18 protein-coding genes are annotated in these 17,132 nt (G+C 41.1%); 5 read left to right on the plus strand and 13 right to left on the minus strand.

All coding sequences use genetic code 11. From position 1 onward, the window contains the following. Positions 1-267 precede the first annotated feature (267 nt). The 11 genes from nqrM to BIZ38_RS20905 form a co-directional block, all read right to left on the minus strand. Positions 268-480 carry a (Na+)-NQR maturation NqrM gene (nqrM, locus tag BIZ38_RS20855; protein ID WP_055020649.1) on the minus strand — a complete coding sequence of 71 codons (213 nt, stop codon included), beginning with the start codon at positions 478-480 and terminating at the stop codon, positions 268-270. A gap of 336 nt (positions 481-816) precedes the next feature. Then, entirely contained in the window at positions 817-1,848 is a 1,032-nt protein-coding gene (locus BIZ38_RS20860; RefSeq protein WP_187491199.1) for an FAD:protein FMN transferase, read from the minus strand. Between the two features lie 112 nt (positions 1,849-1,960). Continuing rightward, on the minus strand, positions 1,961-3,187 hold the full coding sequence (nqrF, locus tag BIZ38_RS20865) for an NADH:ubiquinone reductase (Na(+)-transporting) subunit F (RefSeq protein WP_054554282.1): 1,227 nt from the start codon (positions 3,185-3,187) through the stop codon (positions 1,961-1,963). A 19-nt stretch (positions 3,188-3,206) separates the two neighbouring features. Continuing rightward, positions 3,207-3,815 carry an NADH:ubiquinone reductase (Na(+)-transporting) subunit E gene (gene nqrE, locus BIZ38_RS20870; RefSeq protein WP_016708692.1) on the minus strand — a complete coding sequence of 203 codons (609 nt, stop codon included), beginning with the start codon at positions 3,813-3,815 and terminating at the stop codon, positions 3,207-3,209. Between the two features lie 10 nt (positions 3,816-3,825). Beyond that, positions 3,826-4,458: an NADH:ubiquinone reductase (Na(+)-transporting) subunit D gene (locus tag BIZ38_RS20875; protein WP_054554281.1), complete on the minus strand. Its 633-nt coding sequence runs from the start codon at positions 4,456-4,458 to the stop codon at positions 3,826-3,828. After that, positions 4,458-5,210 (minus strand): Na(+)-translocating NADH-quinone reductase subunit C, encoded by a 753-nt coding sequence (locus BIZ38_RS20880; RefSeq protein WP_054554280.1) that lies wholly within the window; start codon positions 5,208-5,210, stop codon positions 4,458-4,460. The genes BIZ38_RS20875 and BIZ38_RS20880 overlap by 1 nt, the downstream gene beginning before the upstream one ends. Further along, entirely contained in the window at positions 5,203-6,405 is a 1,203-nt protein-coding gene (locus BIZ38_RS20885) for an NADH:ubiquinone reductase (Na(+)-transporting) subunit B (RefSeq protein WP_062566711.1), read from the minus strand. The genes BIZ38_RS20880 and BIZ38_RS20885 overlap by 8 nt, the downstream gene beginning before the upstream one ends. Positions 6,406-6,409: 4 nt before the next feature. After that, entirely contained in the window at positions 6,410-7,753 is a 1,344-nt protein-coding gene (locus BIZ38_RS20890; RefSeq protein ID WP_054562348.1) for a Na(+)-translocating NADH-quinone reductase subunit A, read from the minus strand. 348 nt (positions 7,754-8,101) lie between these two features. Beyond that, the gene (gene fabV, locus BIZ38_RS20895) at positions 8,102-9,295 is read right to left on the minus strand and encodes an enoyl-ACP reductase FabV (protein ID WP_187491200.1); all 1,194 of its coding nucleotides are present in this window, start codon (positions 9,293-9,295) and stop codon (positions 8,102-8,104) included. A 177-nt stretch (positions 9,296-9,472) separates the two neighbouring features. Next, positions 9,473-9,784: a BolA family protein gene (locus BIZ38_RS20900; RefSeq protein WP_054554277.1), complete on the minus strand. Its 312-nt coding sequence runs from the start codon at positions 9,782-9,784 to the stop codon at positions 9,473-9,475. A gap of 73 nt (positions 9,785-9,857) precedes the next feature. Continuing rightward, positions 9,858-10,445: an alpha-ketoglutarate-dependent dioxygenase AlkB family protein gene (locus BIZ38_RS20905; protein ID WP_187491201.1), complete on the minus strand. Its 588-nt coding sequence runs from the start codon at positions 10,443-10,445 to the stop codon at positions 9,858-9,860. A 41-nt stretch (positions 10,446-10,486) separates the two neighbouring features. Here BIZ38_RS20905 and BIZ38_RS20910 point away from each other — a divergent pair, with 41 nt between their 5' ends. From BIZ38_RS20910 to BIZ38_RS20925, 4 genes are read left to right on the plus strand one after another with little or no spacing between them, the layout of a single operon-like run. After that, the gene (locus tag BIZ38_RS20910) at positions 10,487-11,620 is read left to right on the plus strand and encodes a methyltransferase (RefSeq protein WP_187491207.1); all 1,134 of its coding nucleotides are present in this window, start codon (positions 10,487-10,489) and stop codon (positions 11,618-11,620) included. A 13-nt stretch (positions 11,621-11,633) separates the two neighbouring features. Then, positions 11,634-12,185 carry a YajG family lipoprotein gene (locus BIZ38_RS20915; protein ID WP_187491202.1) on the plus strand — a complete coding sequence of 184 codons (552 nt, stop codon included), beginning with the start codon at positions 11,634-11,636 and terminating at the stop codon, positions 12,183-12,185. 2 nt (positions 12,186-12,187) lie between these two features. Further along, entirely contained in the window at positions 12,188-12,805 is a 618-nt protein-coding gene (locus BIZ38_RS20920; protein ID WP_187491203.1) for a peptidylprolyl isomerase, read from the plus strand. Between the two features lie 36 nt (positions 12,806-12,841). Next, positions 12,842-14,230, plus strand: coding sequence for an AmpG family muropeptide MFS transporter (locus tag BIZ38_RS20925; RefSeq protein WP_187491204.1), 1,389 nt, complete (start codon positions 12,842-12,844; stop codon positions 14,228-14,230). 108 nt (positions 14,231-14,338) lie between these two features. Here the strand turns inward: BIZ38_RS20925 and BIZ38_RS20930 are convergent, their stop codons facing one another. Then, the gene (locus BIZ38_RS20930) at positions 14,339-14,578 is read right to left on the minus strand and encodes a helix-turn-helix domain-containing protein (RefSeq protein WP_187491205.1); all 240 of its coding nucleotides are present in this window, start codon (positions 14,576-14,578) and stop codon (positions 14,339-14,341) included. A 312-nt stretch (positions 14,579-14,890) separates the two neighbouring features. Here BIZ38_RS20930 and BIZ38_RS20935 point away from each other — a divergent pair, with 312 nt between their 5' ends. Beyond that, positions 14,891-15,064, plus strand: coding sequence for a hypothetical protein (locus BIZ38_RS20935; RefSeq protein ID WP_171043836.1), 174 nt, complete (start codon positions 14,891-14,893; stop codon positions 15,062-15,064). A 42-nt stretch (positions 15,065-15,106) separates the two neighbouring features. On the opposite strand, the gene BIZ38_RS20940 is transcribed toward BIZ38_RS20935, so the two are convergent. After that, a partial coding sequence (locus tag BIZ38_RS20940) for an efflux RND transporter permease subunit (protein WP_187491206.1) occupies positions 15,107-17,132 on the minus strand: 2,026 nt, incomplete at its 5' end.

Genomic DNA, 17,132 nt, shown 5'->3' on the forward strand with positions numbered 1-17,132 from the left:
CGTCTAACACAGCGAGATACACAGTGATAATATTTGGTGTTCGACAAACAGATTTGCCGCTTCCTTGCTAAAGCCATCGTCCACTCCTTGAACTGATAAATTGAAATGCATTAGCTGTAACTAAAGTGTAGACAAAATCTTTTTTACTGCAAGAATGAGTTCATGGATAAAAGTGACTGTCTTTGTAAATATTCAAAATAGTTTTAAAGTGACTGTCCATGTAAAATTTAGGTATTAAAAAAGCGCCTTTGGGCGCTTTTTTTGTGGTTAAAGAATTTGATTCTCTTTCCAGACTTGTTCTTTTGCCATGCGCTTTTTACGCTTGTCACATGGGTCGTCGCAGTCGCAGGCTTTGTCGATACCAACAGCGCCTAGGCCACCACAACTACTGGCCATAGATTTCTTTTGCACAATCATGCCGACAGCCATCGCCGCCACAATTAAAATAAGTAGACCAAATGTAAGAAGAAAAAGTGACATTGCTTTGCCCCTATCGTCAGCAATTAAATCGAGCCCAACTAATTAGGCTGCATGTATTATATACCTAAACGACCTCAAGGTGCGAGTTTCAGTTAGAATTAAAAGCGATTTAGGCAAGGCATTGATTACAAGCAATAGTGGTTCTATTGTTAAAATCAATAACGCGGTATAAATCGCTTTTAAACCAATCCTTTGGTCGCTTCACAGGCGCTTACTCTCATCGTTGTTAGTTCTGGGACTGCCATTGTTGCAAAATAACGCCTTGATATTAAGCTCCTGTGGAACGCTGAGTTCTACATCTTGAGGCTGCTTGGGTATACACGGCTTCTTGCCCTGCTACAAATAAGGTTTAAAAGCGGGGCTAGAATATGTCACTAAGCCATTGTCTGACTTACCAATTAAGTACACCGGCAAATCGTGCTCTTCGGCGTATTTCTGCGCCTTTTCCATGCCCATTACTGTAATTGCCGTCGCTAAGCCATCTGCAGTCATCGCTGATGGGTGTAAAACAGTAACTGATACCAAATCATGACGGCTCGGCATACCTGTTACAGGGTCAATTAAGTGGCTATAGGTAACACCATCCATTTCGTAAAAAATTCGGTAATCACCGGATGTCGCAATACCATTAGTACCCGGCTCAATTACTTTATGTACTTTACGCACGCCAGGCTCAGCATCAGGCTGCTCAATAGCTATTTTCCAAGTGATGTTGTTTGGCTTAATACCCGACACACGAAGCTCACCACCAATCTCAACCATATAATTAATGAAACCATGGCTTTCAATCACTTGTGCTACTTTATCAATACCATAGCCTTTTGCTGTAGCAGAAAACGACAGCTCTAAACCATCAATCGTCTTCATAAGACCAGCATCTGTAAGTTCAAGCTTATCAACACCAATTTTGGCAACCATTGCGGCCAAGGCTTCATCGCTTGGGCGTTTAGTCGGCTTTTTATCTGGACCAAAGCCCCACAAGTCAATAAGTGGCCCCATGGTCACATCTAACGTTTTTGTTGATTCGCCAAGGCGAATTGATTCAGCTACCACGTTTCTAAAATCAGCGCTTATTGGCATTACCTGCCCTGCTGGTAACTGGTTGAACTGGTTAATTTCTGAATCAGGAATGTAAGTCGACATAGATTGATTTACATCTTTAAGCACTTGCTTAATTTCCGGGTGTAAATCAACACCTGCAACCTTTGAAGACTCTGCAAACACCTTAATGTGATAAGTGGTGCCCATTGTCTTACCTTCAAAATAAAGCTCTTCAGCCTTATCTGATTGACCGCAGCCAGCCATGAGTAAAGTCATAGTTAATAGGAAAAAGGCCATCAAGCCTTGGCGATAAAACACTCTATTCATAGCATTCACCTTGTAGATACCACGGAGTTCGGTATAGAAATAAAAAAGCCTCGTAACACTAAGTGCTACGAGGCCTGTATTCTAACCAAAACTAATTGTTTTGTGTATGGTGTTAGCCACCGAAGTCATCTAATAAGATGTTTTCGTCTTCTACACCAAGATCTTTAAGCATGTTGATAACAGCCGCGTTCATCATTGGAGGACCACACATGTAGAACTCACAATCTTCAGGCGCTTCATGATCTTTCAAGTAGTTTTCATAAAGTACATTATGGATGAAGCCTGTGTAACCTTCCCAGTTATCTTCTGGTTGTGGATCAGACAGTGCTGTGTGCCATACGAAGTTATCGTTTTCTGCTGCTAAGCCGTCGAAATCTTCTACGTAGAACATTTCACGCTTAGAACGCGCACCATACCAGAAGCTCATCTTACGCTTAGATTGTAAACGCTTAAGTTGGTCAAAGATATGTGAACGCATTGGTGCCATACCTGCACCACCACCAACGAATACCATTTCTGCATCAGTGTCTTTCGCGAAGAACTCACCGAATGGACCAGAGATAGTCACTTTATCACCTTCTTTTAATGACCAAATGTACGAAGACATTTTACCACATGGAAGGCTTAGGTCTCTTGGCGGCGGCGTAGCGATACGCACGTTAAGCATGATAATGCCTTCTTCTTCTGGGTAGTTAGCCATTGAGTATGCACGAATTGTTTCGTCGTCTACTTTAGACTCCAGATCGAAGAAACCGAAGTGGTTCCAGTCGCCACGATACTCTTCTGGAATATCGAAATCAGCGTATTTAACGTGGTGAGCTGGTGCTTCAATTTGAATATAACCACCGGCACGGAAAGGTACTGACTCGCCATCAGGAATTTGTAACTTAAGTTCCTTGATGAACGTTGCCTTGTTATCGTTAGAGATAACAGTACATTCCCACTTCTTAACACCGAAAATTGACTCTTCAAGTTCAATTTCCATGTCGTTCTTAACATTTACCTGACACGCTAAACGGCAGCCTTCACGAGCTTCACCTTTAGAGATGTGATCAAGTTCTGTTGGTAAGATATCGCCGCCACCTTCTTTGATGTGTACACGACACTGACCACAAGAGCCACCGCCACCACATGCAGATGAAACGAAGATACCTGAATCAGCTAGCGCGCCTAATAGCTTGCTACCTGCAGATGTTTTAATAGCTTTTTCTGGGTCGCCATTAATTCCGATGATGATATCGCCGCTTGCTACTAATTTAGATTTAGCACCAATGATAACTAAAACTAAAATAACAACGATAGCGATGAAAACACCAACGCCTAAGAAAATCTCATTCATGATTTATCCTCGCTACCTATTAAAGTGAAATACCAGAGAATGACATAAAGCCAAGACCCATAAGACCAACAGTGATGAAAGTAATACCTAAACCACGTAAGCCATCAGGAACGTCTGAGTACTTCATTTTTTCACGGATACCAGCAAGTAAAGTAATTGCTAGTGCCCAGCCCACACCTGAACCGATACCATAAACAACAGACTCGCCGAAGTTATAGTTACGCTCAACCATGAAAGATACCGCACCGAAGATCGCACAGTTAACTGTGATCAGTGGTAAGAAGATACCTAACGCGTTGTAAAGTGCAGGGAAGAACTTATCTAATGCCATTTCAAGAATTTGTACAAGTGCTGCAATAACACCGATGAAAGTCAAGAAACGTAAGAAGCTAAGGTCTGCTTCTGGGTAGCCAAGCCACTCTAATGCACCTGGTGCAAGAACAGCGTGATAAACCAAGTTATTTACAGGTACTGAGATACCTAGTACCACGATAACTGCCACACCTAGGCCGATTGACGTTGTTACTTTCTTTGATACAGCAAGGAAAGTACACATACCTAGGAAGAAGGCTAAAGCTAAGTTTTCAATGAAAACCGCTTTTACAAATAAACTAATATAATGTTCCACTGCTCGCCCCTTACGCTTTTGCTTCTACTTGGTCTTTCTTGAAGGTACGAAGTACCCAGATGAATAAACCAATAATGAAGAATGCACTCGGTGGTAAAATCAATAGACCCATTGGTTGATACCAGCCACCATTTTGTACTAATGGGATAATATCAACACCGAATAGTGAACCTTTACCGAATAACTCACGGATGAAACCAACAGTTAGTAGTACTACAGAGTAGCCTAAACCGTTACCGATACCATCTAAGAAAGACATTAACGGTGGTGACTTCATTGCGTATGCTTCAGCACGACCCATTACGATACAGTTTGTAATGATTAGACCAACGAATACTGAAAGCTCTTTAGCAGTTGCATAAGAGAATGCTTGCAGTACTTGGTCAACAACGATTACAAGTGATGCGATGATCGTCATTTGCACGATGATACGTACAGATGATGGGATGTGGTTACGAATTGACGAAATAAACAAGCTAGAAAACGCAGTTACTAGTGTCAATGCGATTGACATGATTAGTGCATTTTTTAAGCTTGATGTTACCGCTAGCGCAGAACAAATACCTAGTACTTGTAATGCGATCGGGTTATTTGCGAATACCGGGCCAAATAGGACCGACTTCATTTCTTTAGTATCAGCCATTATTTCAACGCTCCTTCACGTACTTTCGCAAGGAATGGACCAAAGCCATGCTCGCCAGTCCAGAAGTCAACTGTGTGATCAACACCGTTTGAAGTTAATGTTGCACCAGAAAGACCATCGATTTGATGTTCGTTCTTCGCACCGCTCTTCATGATATTGATTGGTAACTCTTTACCTTGCCATTTAGCAGTCCATTGTGGATTTTGGATTTCACCACCTAGACCTGGCGTTTCGTTGTGCTTGAAGAAGTTGATGTTTTTAACTGTTTCACCATCGCTTTCAAGCGCTAAGAAGCCGTACATTACACCCCAAAGGCCATAACCTTGGATTGGTAGAATGATTGCGTCTGTAGAACCATCAGATTTCTTCGAAATATATACAGGTGAATTTTTTGTCATACGCTGAATACCAGCGATGTCTTTAATTCCTTCTGCTTTCAACGCAAAGCTACGAGCTTGGTCGAATTTTGTTTTCTCGAAGTCAAATGAGTTAGGATCAGCACCTTCAACAAACTCACCTGTGTTCATGTCTACAACACGTGCTTCAATTTTTGAGTTAAAGGTATCTGACACAGTACCTGATACTTCAATGCCTGCAGCCGCTAAGATATTGCGTTGAATATCTTGTGTTTTGTTAGCTTGCTGTAAAGGACGAAGCTGAACTGAAGCAAACGATACGATGATTGCACACACTAAACATAGTGCAACAACAACGGTTAGCGTTTTGCCGATTGATTCGTTATTACTAGACATTACGTGCCAACCTCCGCTTGATATTAGCTTGCACTACAAAGTGATCGAATAATGGTGCAAATAAGTTAGCAAATAAGATTGCTAGCATCATACCTTCTGGGAATGCCGGGTTAACAACACGGATCATTACAACCATAAAGCCGATTAACGCACCGTAAGCGAACTTACCTTTGTCTGTGAATGATGCAGATACTGGGTCTGTTGCCATGAAGAACATACCAAATGCAAAACCACCAAGCACTAAGTGCCAGTGCCAAGGCATAGCAAATACTGCATTGGTTTCTGAACCAATTGTATTTAGTAAGAATGCCGTTGCAACCATACCTAGGAATACACCTAGTACGATACGCCAAGAAGCGATACGCACATAAATTAGGAATAAACCACCGATTAATAGTGCTAGTGTTGACGTTTCACCTACAGAACCTTGAATGAAACCGTAGAACGCATTCCACCATAGCTCCATATTGCTGTAATCAAGTGAACCAACAACAGCTTGGCCAAGCATAGTCGCACCAGAGAATGAATCTACTGCAGTCCATACTGTGTCACCTGAAATTTGTGCTGGGTATGCGAAAAATAAGAATGCACGACCGGCAAGAGCAGGGTTAAGGAAGTTACGACCTGTACCACCAAAGATTTCTTTAGCGATTACAACACCAAACGTAATACCTAGTGCAACTTGCCATAAAGGAATCGTTGCAGGCAGGATTAGTGCGAATAATACAGATGTTACGAAGAAACCTTCATTTACTTCATGCTTACGCACTGAAGCAAATAGTACTTCCCAGAAACCACCCACAGCAAATGTTACTGCGTATATTGGTAGGAAGAAGCAGGCACCGTAAAACATTTTCGCGCCCCAACCAGAGTCAGCAGTTAATTCACCACCGAATAATTGGAACAGACCAACTTGCCATGTGTTTGCTAGTTCAAAACCTTGTGCTAAGGCACCTGCGGCCTGATGACCGATGTTGAACATACCAAAGAACATTGCAGGGAACGTCGCCATCCACACTAAAATCATCATACGTTTTAGGTCGATGTTATCGCGAACGTGTGTTTTGCCTTTATTTACATAACCAGGCGTGTAGAAAATAGTCGCTGCAGCTTCGTAAAGCGCATACCATTTTTCGTGTTTACCACCCGGTTCAAAATGCGGCTCAATATCTTCTAGAAATTTCTTTAAACCCATCTCTCTAGCCTTCCTTCTCGATCGTAGTCAAGCAATCGCGTAGGATTGAACCGTACTCGTATTTACCCGGACAAACGAAGGTACATAATGCTAAATCTTCTTCATCAAGCTCTAGCGCACCTAACGAAATAGCACCATCAAGATCACGTGCGATTAAATCACGTAATAATAGTGTAGGTAGGATGTCTAAAGGCATAACACGCTCATAGCTACCAATTGGAACCATGGCACGCTTCGAACCACCTGTTGAAGTCGTCATGTTAAATAGACGGCTAGGAGCAAGGTGAGATAAGAAGGTACGTGTTACTGAGAACTTGTTAGCACCTGGTGCGATCCAACCGAATAGCTCTTTTTCGCGACCTTCAAGTAATACAGATACTTGAACATGGTAACGACCTAAGAACGCGTGTGGACCTTGAGAGATAGCGCCTGATAATACAGAACCAGAAATTACACGGTTATCACCGTCTTCTAATTCACCAGCAACTAAATCATCTAAAGATGCACCTAGCTGAGTTTTTACTAAGCGTGGGTTTTTAACACGAGGACCAGCAAGCGAAACAACACGGTCTGTGAAGATTTCACCTGTTAGGAATAAATTACCAAACGCGATTACGTCTTGGTAACCTAAGTGCCAAACCTGCTTGCTTGCAGAAACTGGGTCTAAGTTATGAATGTGTGTACCAACAAGACCTGCCGGATGCTTGCCACCAAACTCATGTACTTCTACTTGAGGGATTGATGAACTAGGCACTTGGCTACCAGCTTGTTTACAAACAAATACTTTGCCGTCAGTTAAACGAGATACCACAGCTAAACCTGCTTCAAATGCTTGAGTGTTCTCAGCAATGATTACTGCAGGATCTGCAGCTAGCGGGTTAGTGTCGATAGCCGTTACAAAGATAGAGCTAGGATTTGCATCCAAAGCAGCTACTCTGCTGAATGGGCGAGCACGTAGTGCTGTCCATTGACCTGACTGAACTAGTACTTCTTTAACTTTTTCACGGTCTAAGCCCGAAAGCTCGTCGGCCTTAAAAGAGTCAAAGGTGATTTGCTCACTGCCATTAACTTCAATAACAACAGATTGCAGCACACGTTTAGCACCACGATTGATTTCTTTAACTACCCCAGAAGCTGGTGCAGTAAATAAGACGCCTGGGTTCTTTTTGTCTTCAAAAAGTACCTGGCCTTTTTTGACTTGGTCATCCACGCGAACATGCATGGTTGGACGCATACCAATATATTCTTCACCTAGCACAGCTACACGTTTGACGGCAGAACCGTCGTGAATAACTTGCTGAGGTGCGCCCTCTATCGGTAAATCCAGACCTTTTTTTATGTTGATCATACGCACTTGCATTACATTAACGGAAAGAAACTGAAAAATCGTACCAACCACGTCGCCATTTGATATGCTCAAGTTAAACTCTAAGTATCAAAGAATAGCCTGTTTAACACCCCAAACAAGCAACGCAGTAAACTCCTCACATATATTGCCCGAATTTTAACATCAATCAGGGTGACTATGCGAGAGCAAATATGAAATTTATACGACAGATACGGTTATTTAGACTACAAAAACCTTTTGAATAAAATTCAATATAGACCAAAGTGCTATTGATGATGTTTTATTTTCATCAAGAAACAAAAAAGTCGCTTAAAAAAGCGACTTTACAAAATCAAGTTTGTTCAGCGATTAATCGATCAGCTGTGAAATCGCAACATCAGGATTCACATCTTGCTCGTAATCTACACTGTCGATACCAAAACCGAATAAACGTAAAAACTCATTATGGTAACCCACGTAATCCGTTAATTCGTCAATTGTATTTGTATCTACTGTATCCCAAACATGTTGTACACGAGCTTGAACATCATCTTCTAACTCTTTGTAGTTTTGGAATAAATGACCACCTTCGTCAAAACGTGGTGTTTCACCGTAAAGGTTTTCAGTAAATAGTGAGTGAATTTGCTCAATGGTACCTTCGTAAGTACCGTCTGCTTTCATTACTTTGAATAAAGCAGAGATATATAAAGGCATAATTGGAATTGCCGAGCTTGCTTGTGTCACAACCGCATTTAACGAAGAAACATACGCTTCACCATTTAAGCCTTTTGTTGACTCTTTGATTGCTTGCGTTGCACGGTCAAGATCTTCTTTCGCTTTACCAATTGTCGCATGACCGTAAATTGGCCATGTTAATTCTTTACCGATATAAGTGTAAGCCGTTGTTTTGAAGTTATCAGCAAGTACATCTGCTTCTTTTAATGCGTCAATCCACATTTCCCAATCTTCACCGCCCATTACTTTAATTGTATTGTCGATGTCTTCTTGGTTTGCTGCTTCAACCGTTACTTCATCAATCACACGCTTTGAAGTATTTAAGTTCTTCGTGGTGATATCAGAGCCAATTGGCTTAAGCGTAGATGAGTAAGTTTCGCCTGTATTTGGATCAGTACGGCGAGGTGACGCAAGGCTGTAAATAACTAAATCAATTTTACCTAGATCAGCTTTGATAGTATCAATTGCTTTTTGCTTAATTTCGTTAGAAAACGCGTCGCCATTGATATTTTTAGACCATAAACCAGCTTCTTCAGCGGCTGCTTGGAATGCTGCTGTGTTGTACCAACCTGCAGAACCCGTTTTGCGTTCGCTACCTTCTTTTTCAAAGAAAATACCTAACGTTTTAGCACCGCCACCAAATGCAGCCGTGATACGTGATGCTAGGCCGTAACCTGTAGACGCACCTATCACTAATACATTCTTAGGTGCATTGCTCAGTGGTCCTTGCGCTTTCACATAATTAATTTGTTCTTGTACGTGCTCAGCACACCCTACTGGATGCGCGTTAGTGCAGATAAATCCACGAATTTTCGGCTTAATGACCATTGATCATCCTATATCTATCACAATAAAAATTAGCGCTAGTTTAAAGGCTAATAGTTAAAATACAGGTCTGATCAGTAAAACTTTTCAGACCCACGTAAATTTTTCGAGCTTAAAACCCCAAGTGACAAGCAGTCTAGAGTGACTGTCCTTCTAACTTTGAGTGAATGTCCTTCTAATTTAGTCGAACTTTGAGCCGCCTAAGCACTTTGGTGATTCAGGTGCCTGTCCATGTTGTTCACTGAACTCTTCGGGAGTAAATGTGTGAATCGCTAATGCATGAATGTGATTTGCTAATTCATCTTTTAATAGCTCATTAATTTGACGGTGACGGGCAAGTAAACGTTTACCTGCAAATTCTTCACTCACAACCACCACTTTAAAATGCGACTCAGTTCCACGACTATGCATATGGCTTTCATTGACAACATTCAGGTGTTTACATTCGATACCCGCTGCAAGCTTTTGCTCAATTTGTTGTTGCATTGACATGTGTCATAGACCTTTCATAAGAAAATAATTGCCAGCTACTATATCAAGGGCATGGCTCAATTTACCAATGATTTTATATAATTGAACGAAAGGTAAGATTAATTCGAGGGTGTTTGAGTCTTTGCTGCTTCGGCAAACTATGCTGGTAATCGCGCTGGCTAAAACCATTCATGATTAAACAGCTACCACTTTGCAGCACAGTGCTATATTGTTCATTTTTATATTTGTGCTTTATTTTAAATACACGTTCGGCCCCTAGTGATACAGACGCGATTGTTGGTTGCTCACCAAGTTCTTTCTCATCGTCACTATGCCAGCCCATACAATCATGACCATCTCGATACAAATTAACTAAAAGCGCATTAAATGGTATCTGCAAAGTTCTTGATAAGCGTACACGCATAGCATCAAGTACCTCTGGCCAAGGCTCAACGATTAATTTTGAACCCGAGTAACCATAATTTACGTTCTGATCAGCAATAAAGCATTGCAAACGCGGGATCACATGGCTTTTTCCGTACACTTTTATAGCCGGTTGCTGCCAGTTGAGCTGCTGCTGAAGAAAGTAAAATAATTCGAGGCTTTTTTGCGCACTCAATGTATTGGCTTGGTAAGAAAACCCATCAGGTAGATGATTAGGGTTGGCGTTTGGCTGTTGCATGTTAGAATTTACCTATACATTAATACTTTCGTAAAATCATGATGACCACCCAAGCACAGCTCGGTGATAACACCTATACCCTAGAACGCTTTCCGTTAGATCAAAAAAATCGCAGTCTTCAAGCGTGGGACTCAGGCGATGAGTACCTTGTCAATTATGTACAAGAGCACTACCCAGATGCAAATTCAATCCTGATACTCAATGACAGTTTTGGCGCCTTATCCTGTGCCTTTAATACGTTAACAGTTTATTCAGTTAACGACTCGTATATTGGTCATCAAGCTACCCGCTATAATTTACAAACCAATGAGTTATCAACAGATTCTTTAACGCAACTGGACTCATTAGCAGCATTACCTAATCAGGTTGATTTAGTGATATTAAAAGTGCCACGCAATTTAGGCTATCTTCAGCATCAACTTGCCGCAATCAGTGCAGCTTTACCTGCTGACATTGATGTTATTGCAGCTGGAAAAACGAAAGACATTCATAACTCAACTATAAAGGCTTTTAGTCAGTATATCGGTGAAACATCAACCAGCTTAGCGGTTAAAAAGTCCCGCTTAATTATCAGTAAAACCAGTGGTCTTAATAAAGTAGCCCCCTTTCCTGTTAACTGGCCACTTGAAGGCAGTGAATTTGAAATTCAAAATCATGCCAATGTATTTTCTCGGGACTCATTAGATATCGGCGCGCGCTTTTTCTTTAACTATTTGCCACAAACAAGTAAAGCCCGCAGCATCATTGATTTAGGCTGTGGTAATGGCGTTGTTGGGTTGATGACTCTCAAACGTTGCCCTAAAGCCCATGTAACCTTCGTTGATGAGTCCTATATGGCCGTTGAATCAGCCAAATTGAACATAACTCACAATTTACCTGAGCAATTAGACCAGTGTGAGTTTGTTCAAAACGACTGTTTAACCGATTTTCAACCTAACAGTGTTGACCTTGTTTTATGTAACCCACCATTCCACCAAGCGCAAGCGGTCACCGATCATATCGCTTGGCAAATGTTCAAACAGGCAAAACAAACTTTAAAGCACGGTGGTGAATTAAGAATTATTGGTAATCGTCATCTAGACTATCATGAAAAGTTAAAACGCATGTTCGGCAATTGTAAGCTATTAGGATCTAATAAAAAGTTTGTCGTACTAAGTGCTACAAAGAATAATTAATGGAGCTAACTAAATGAAAAAAATACTTCCTTTATGCTTGCTAGCCGCCCTATCTGCGTGTAGCAATCAGCCAAATCAGTTAATTTTGAACCCCGTTTATCAAGGCGGGAAAATTTCAACTATTAACAGTAATGTTAGCACCAGCGTAATTGACTTACGTGGTGACAATGTGACTCTTAAAATCATTGGTTCAGACAAAGTTAAAACGCTTGCAAGCCCTGGAATAGCTGATTCTGTGAAAAGTGCCTTAGACAGTGCTCTGAGCCGAAATGGTGCAAACATTTCAAACCTTGCAACTATTCGCTTTGAATTAGATATTCATCAACTGCAAGCAACTGTCACAGAAAAAATAATCACCCATAGCAGTCATGCAACAATTGAATTTGGCGTAAGAGTGATAAAAAATACCAGCGCGTTTAATAAAGTCTACCAAGGTAACGCAAGCCTTGAAGGACCACTCAGTCATGACCGTGCAAAAATAGAAGGTCAACTTAATAAGTTGACTGAACAGGTTATAACACGCATTGTATCTGACCCAGAATTAATCGCCTATTTAGAAGGTTAACCATGAAACGCATTTTATTACTTAGTTTTTTATTGTTTTTTGCTCACAGTTCATTCGCAGCGACTGAAGGTAAGTTTATTCAAAAAGACAATATGTTTCCGCGCGTAGAAATTGTTACTACGCTTGGCAGTATTGTGGTCGAAATGGATCGTTCACGGGCACCAATTACAGTAAATAACTTTCTAACTTACGTTGCCGGTGGTAGCTATCAAGGTAGTGTATTTCACCGTGTTGAACGTGATGAAGACAACGAACGTGATTTTGTAATTCAAGGCGGTGGTTACGATAAAGACTACGATGGTCTGTACGAAGGTGACCCTATTTTCAATGAAAGTGGCAACGGGTTAAAAAACGATATGTATAGTATCGCAATGGCATATCAAGACCGAAAACCACACTCAGGTACGCGTCAATTCTTCTTTAATATGGACGACAACGACCATCTTAATCCAGGTCGTGATTGGGGCTTTGCTGTATTTGGTATGGTCATGGATGGCTACGAAACTCTAGACAAAATCATGCGTGTCGAAACTGCTTTCAATGAAAAAATTGGTTACAGCTTTGTACCCAAAGATCCTGTAGTTATCTTAAACGTAAAAGTGCTTGACGCTAATCAATAATAAATAGGGGCGCACGCCCCTTAAACTGGCAACACTATGACAAAAACCCTTTCTTTTTCAGAGTATTTCTCATACTTCAAAGATAAACGTTTAATTAATATTTTTATTTTTGGTATTAGCAGCGGCTTTCCGTGGGTATTGATTGGCTCTGTCATGTCGGCCTGGCTAAAAGATGAAGGCCTAAGCCGCAGCATGATTGGGTTGTTTGGCATCGTGTTTGGTGCATATAGCATTAACTTTTTATGGTCACCGCTCGTTGACCGTGTAAAGTTACCTTTTTTATTTAACTGGCTAGGCCAGCGCCGTAGCTGGATTTTACTCTGTCAGTCAGTCATTTTTATTGGTACCTTTTCGCTTGCAGGGCTCGATATCAAAGCCAACCTTTGGTTTGCTGCCGCTCTGTGTTTAGTAATTGCAATAGCATCTGCAACTCAAGACATTGCTATTGATGCATTTCGTATCGACACTTTGGCAGAAAATGAGAGCCATAAAGCCACCGCAGCGGCAGCAATGGCAACCTCAGGTTGGTGGAGCGGCTATGCTCTATTAGGCGCCCTACCGTTTTATATGGCCGACATTCCTTCAATTGATTGGCCACAAGTTTACTTTTTCCTATCTGTCGTGATGCTGCTATTAATGAGCAGCGTATTTTGGGCGAAAGAACCAGAATCAAATCGCGATGCAGTTCAAGCAGAGCTTGAGCAAACCTATCAACAAAAGCTGGCTGGTAGTACGCAAACTCGCTTTGCTAAAGTTATTGCATGGCTTGCTGTAACCGTTTTTGATCCTTTTAGAACCTTCTTCGCCCGTAACGGGGTAAAAACAGCATTGGCTTTATTAGCTTTTATTTTCTTATTTAAAATCGGCGAGGCCTTCTTAGGGCGAATGTCTATCGTGTTTTATAAAGAAGTGGGCTTCTCGAATAGCGATATTGCTACCTTCTCAAAAGTAGGTACGGCAGTACTTACTATCGCTTTCACCTTTCTAGGTAGTTTGTTTAACCAACGATATGGCATTGTTAAAGGCTTATTTATTAGTGGTATTGCGATGGCAGCCTCAAATCTCGCCTTCGCTTGGATTGCTATAGCAGGCCCTAAATTGAGCCTTTACGCGTTTGCAATCATTATTGATGGTTTTACACAGGCTTGGTCTCTCGTTGCCATGGTGGCGTTTATATCTATGCTTTGCGACCGAGCATTTAGTGCCACTCACTATGCGCTACTTGCATCATTAGGTAATTTAGGTAGAACTTTACTTTCAAGTTATAGCGGCGTGCTCATTGATGACTGGTTAGGAGGAAATTGGGCGATGTTCTTTGTAGTGACAGCACTTATGGTTTTACCTTCATTAATTTTCTTATATTTAATTAGGCATAAGCTTTATGCACTAGAAAACAACTATCATCAAAGGGATTTAACAAGTTAGATACGAAAGTAATTTTAGAGGAGAGATAAATGGTGAAATTTTAATAGCGCCTCCCTGCACTATTTGTATTACTTTAGTAGTGTTATTTCACCACAAAGCACTAAAAAATTATGCGTCTTTTAGCAAATTAAGACCTTCGTACGGGTCAACTTCTAAAGCATCACAATAACGTATGAATTCAATAACATCTAGTCGACGTTCTTGGTTTTCAATTTTACCGATAAAAGAATGCGGCGTACCTAAAACCTGCGCAAGGCTACGCATTGTGTGACCTTTCTCGTGGCGTTTAGTTTTAAGCCATTTCGTTAATCTCGAGTTTTCTTCAGAAGAAACTGTTTTACCCATCATAAAATACATCTCCTACTAGATGATTTAAATTAATAAACTTAAGAGTGAAATTTGCCCGTCTCACTCTTGGATACATTATATACTAATAATTTTCACTTTGAATTATTAATTATACAAATGTCCACCTTTTAGGTATGGACCTTATTAGTATACATGTCTTAGTGTAGCTAAAATTAAAGCATGTGCTCTATAGTTAACTGGTTAACTGTACCAAAAAATTGATCAATTGGAAGTCAAACAAGATGAAAGTATCGCTTTAAATTCTGCATATTTATGCTTAAAGTGTACGTAAATACTGAAAAAGGCTAAGAAATGTTTCGTATATTATTTTTGTTGCCAATTGTACTGTGTGTAGCATGGTACCTATTTTTAAAACACAATCGAGTACCAATTAAGCAAGGTAAAAATGGCTTTGTATACATTTTGGTCGCATCAGCGTTAGTTTTAGGCTTCTTTTTACTGATGATTAAAGTGACCCAACACTAGGGTCACTCATTTTTAATTAATCGGTAACGAATTTACCTATTACTATCTACGACGATCTCGCAGCATTAACAAACACGGTGTAAGCACAAGTGTCAACACCGTGGCAAATGTTAAACCACCCGCAACGGCTGTTGCCAATTGCACCCACCACTGAGTAGATGGCGCACCAAAATCAATGTGACGGTTAAATAAATCAATATTCACTTGGAGTACCATTGGCATCAATCCCAAAATGGTGGTAACAGTCGTTAGCAATACCGGACGCAAACGCTGTGCACCGGTTCGCAAAATCGCATCTTTGGCAGCCAGACCTTGGCTTCGTAAAACATTATAGGTATCAATCAATACTATATTGTTATTAACCACAATACCTGCAAGCGAAATAACCCCAATACCTGACATCACAATACCAAACGGTTGCTGTAATACGATTAAACCTAAGAACACACCCACAGTTGAAAATAGCACAGCACTTAAAATCAAAAATGCTTGATAAAAGCTATTAAATTGCGTCACCAAAATGATACCCATCACAAATAGAGCAACCACAAAAGCCTGCTCAAGAAAGGCTTCTGATTCATCTTGATCTTCAGTTTCACCACGCACTTTAATTTTCACGCGAGGGTCTAATCCTTGCTCTTCTAATTGCGCTTGTAAGCGCGGCAATGCCTTGGCAAGTTGTTCACCCGGCTTCATGTCTGCATTAACGGTAACAACGCGCTGAGAATCAACACGGCGGATAGTATCGACTTTAGGCGCTGCTTGACGCTCAACAAAGTGACTAATTGGCACTTGCCCGTGCATGGTTTTTACACGTAACGTTTCAAGACGTCCTAAATCACGTTTATCATGAGGAAAGCGTACGCGAATATCAATCTCGTCATCCACATCATCTGGACGGTATTCCCCTAATTTCAAGCCATTGGTAATAAGCTGAACATTTGCCCCTAACATACTGGCATCAGCACCAAAACGAGCCGCATCCGAACGGTTCAATTTAAGTTGCCATTCAATACCTGGTTTTGAAGCACTGTCATCAACATTTCGAAACGCGCCATCATTCTCGATAGCTTGCCTTACTCGTTTAGCTTCACTGTTAAGCACATCATCAAACCGAGAGCTCAGCTCAATGCTTAGCGCTTTACCACCACCTGGGCCGTTTTCATCTTTACGAAGTTCAATTTCTACACCGGCATAACTTGCCGTGATTTCGTTAACTTGGCTGATAATATCTTCTGCGGGCGGACGCTCATCCCAATCTTTTAGATTCATTCTAAACGTGCCTACTTGATCTTTACCACCAGTACGTGCGTACAGAGTTTTTATACCTTCCACTTTTAGGATGCGCGACTCAATATCTTTCATGATCACGTCTTTTTCAAAGATGGATAAGTCACTGTAAGAACGTACTTTGATATTGACGCCATTTGGCTCAACATCAGGAAAGAACTCAACGCCAAGCTTAGAAATAGCAAAGGCAAAAAACACCATAATAGAAAACACAATTGCAGCAGCAAGGCTCCACCAAGGACGCTCTGTTGCATAATCAAGCACTCGAATATAACGCCCTAGCATCCCTTTAATTTGCGTTAAATCGCCAGATTCTGCTAACTCTAAATCATGTTTTTGCTGCTCAGAAAGCGGCCTTGATTTACCTATTAGTCCACCAATAGTTGGTACAAACACCAGTGCCATAAGTAATGATGCAGACAAGGTAGCAATAAGTGTAATCGGCAAGTATTTCATAAACTCGCCCATCATTCCCGGCCAAAATATCAGCGGGGCAAAGGCCGCTAATGTTGTTGCCGTAGAGGCGATAATTGGCCATGCCATTCGTTCTGCAGCCAGTTTATATGCAACCTTGCGCGGTTTGCCTTCACTCATTGCTCTGTCTGCAAACTCACTAACAACAATTGCGCCATCCACCAGCATACCGACAGCCATGATGAGCGCAAAGAGCACCACGATATTCACCGTTAAACCAAACACAGAGATCACTAAAATCCCTGTTAAGAATGAACCGGGAATGGCAATACCCACTAAAAATGCCGTGCGCGCACCAAGTACC

The sequence above is a fragment of the Pseudoalteromonas sp. BZK2 genome (genome assembly GCF_014349195.1).
Taxonomy (GTDB): domain Bacteria; phylum Pseudomonadota; class Gammaproteobacteria; order Enterobacterales; family Alteromonadaceae; genus Pseudoalteromonas; species Pseudoalteromonas simplex.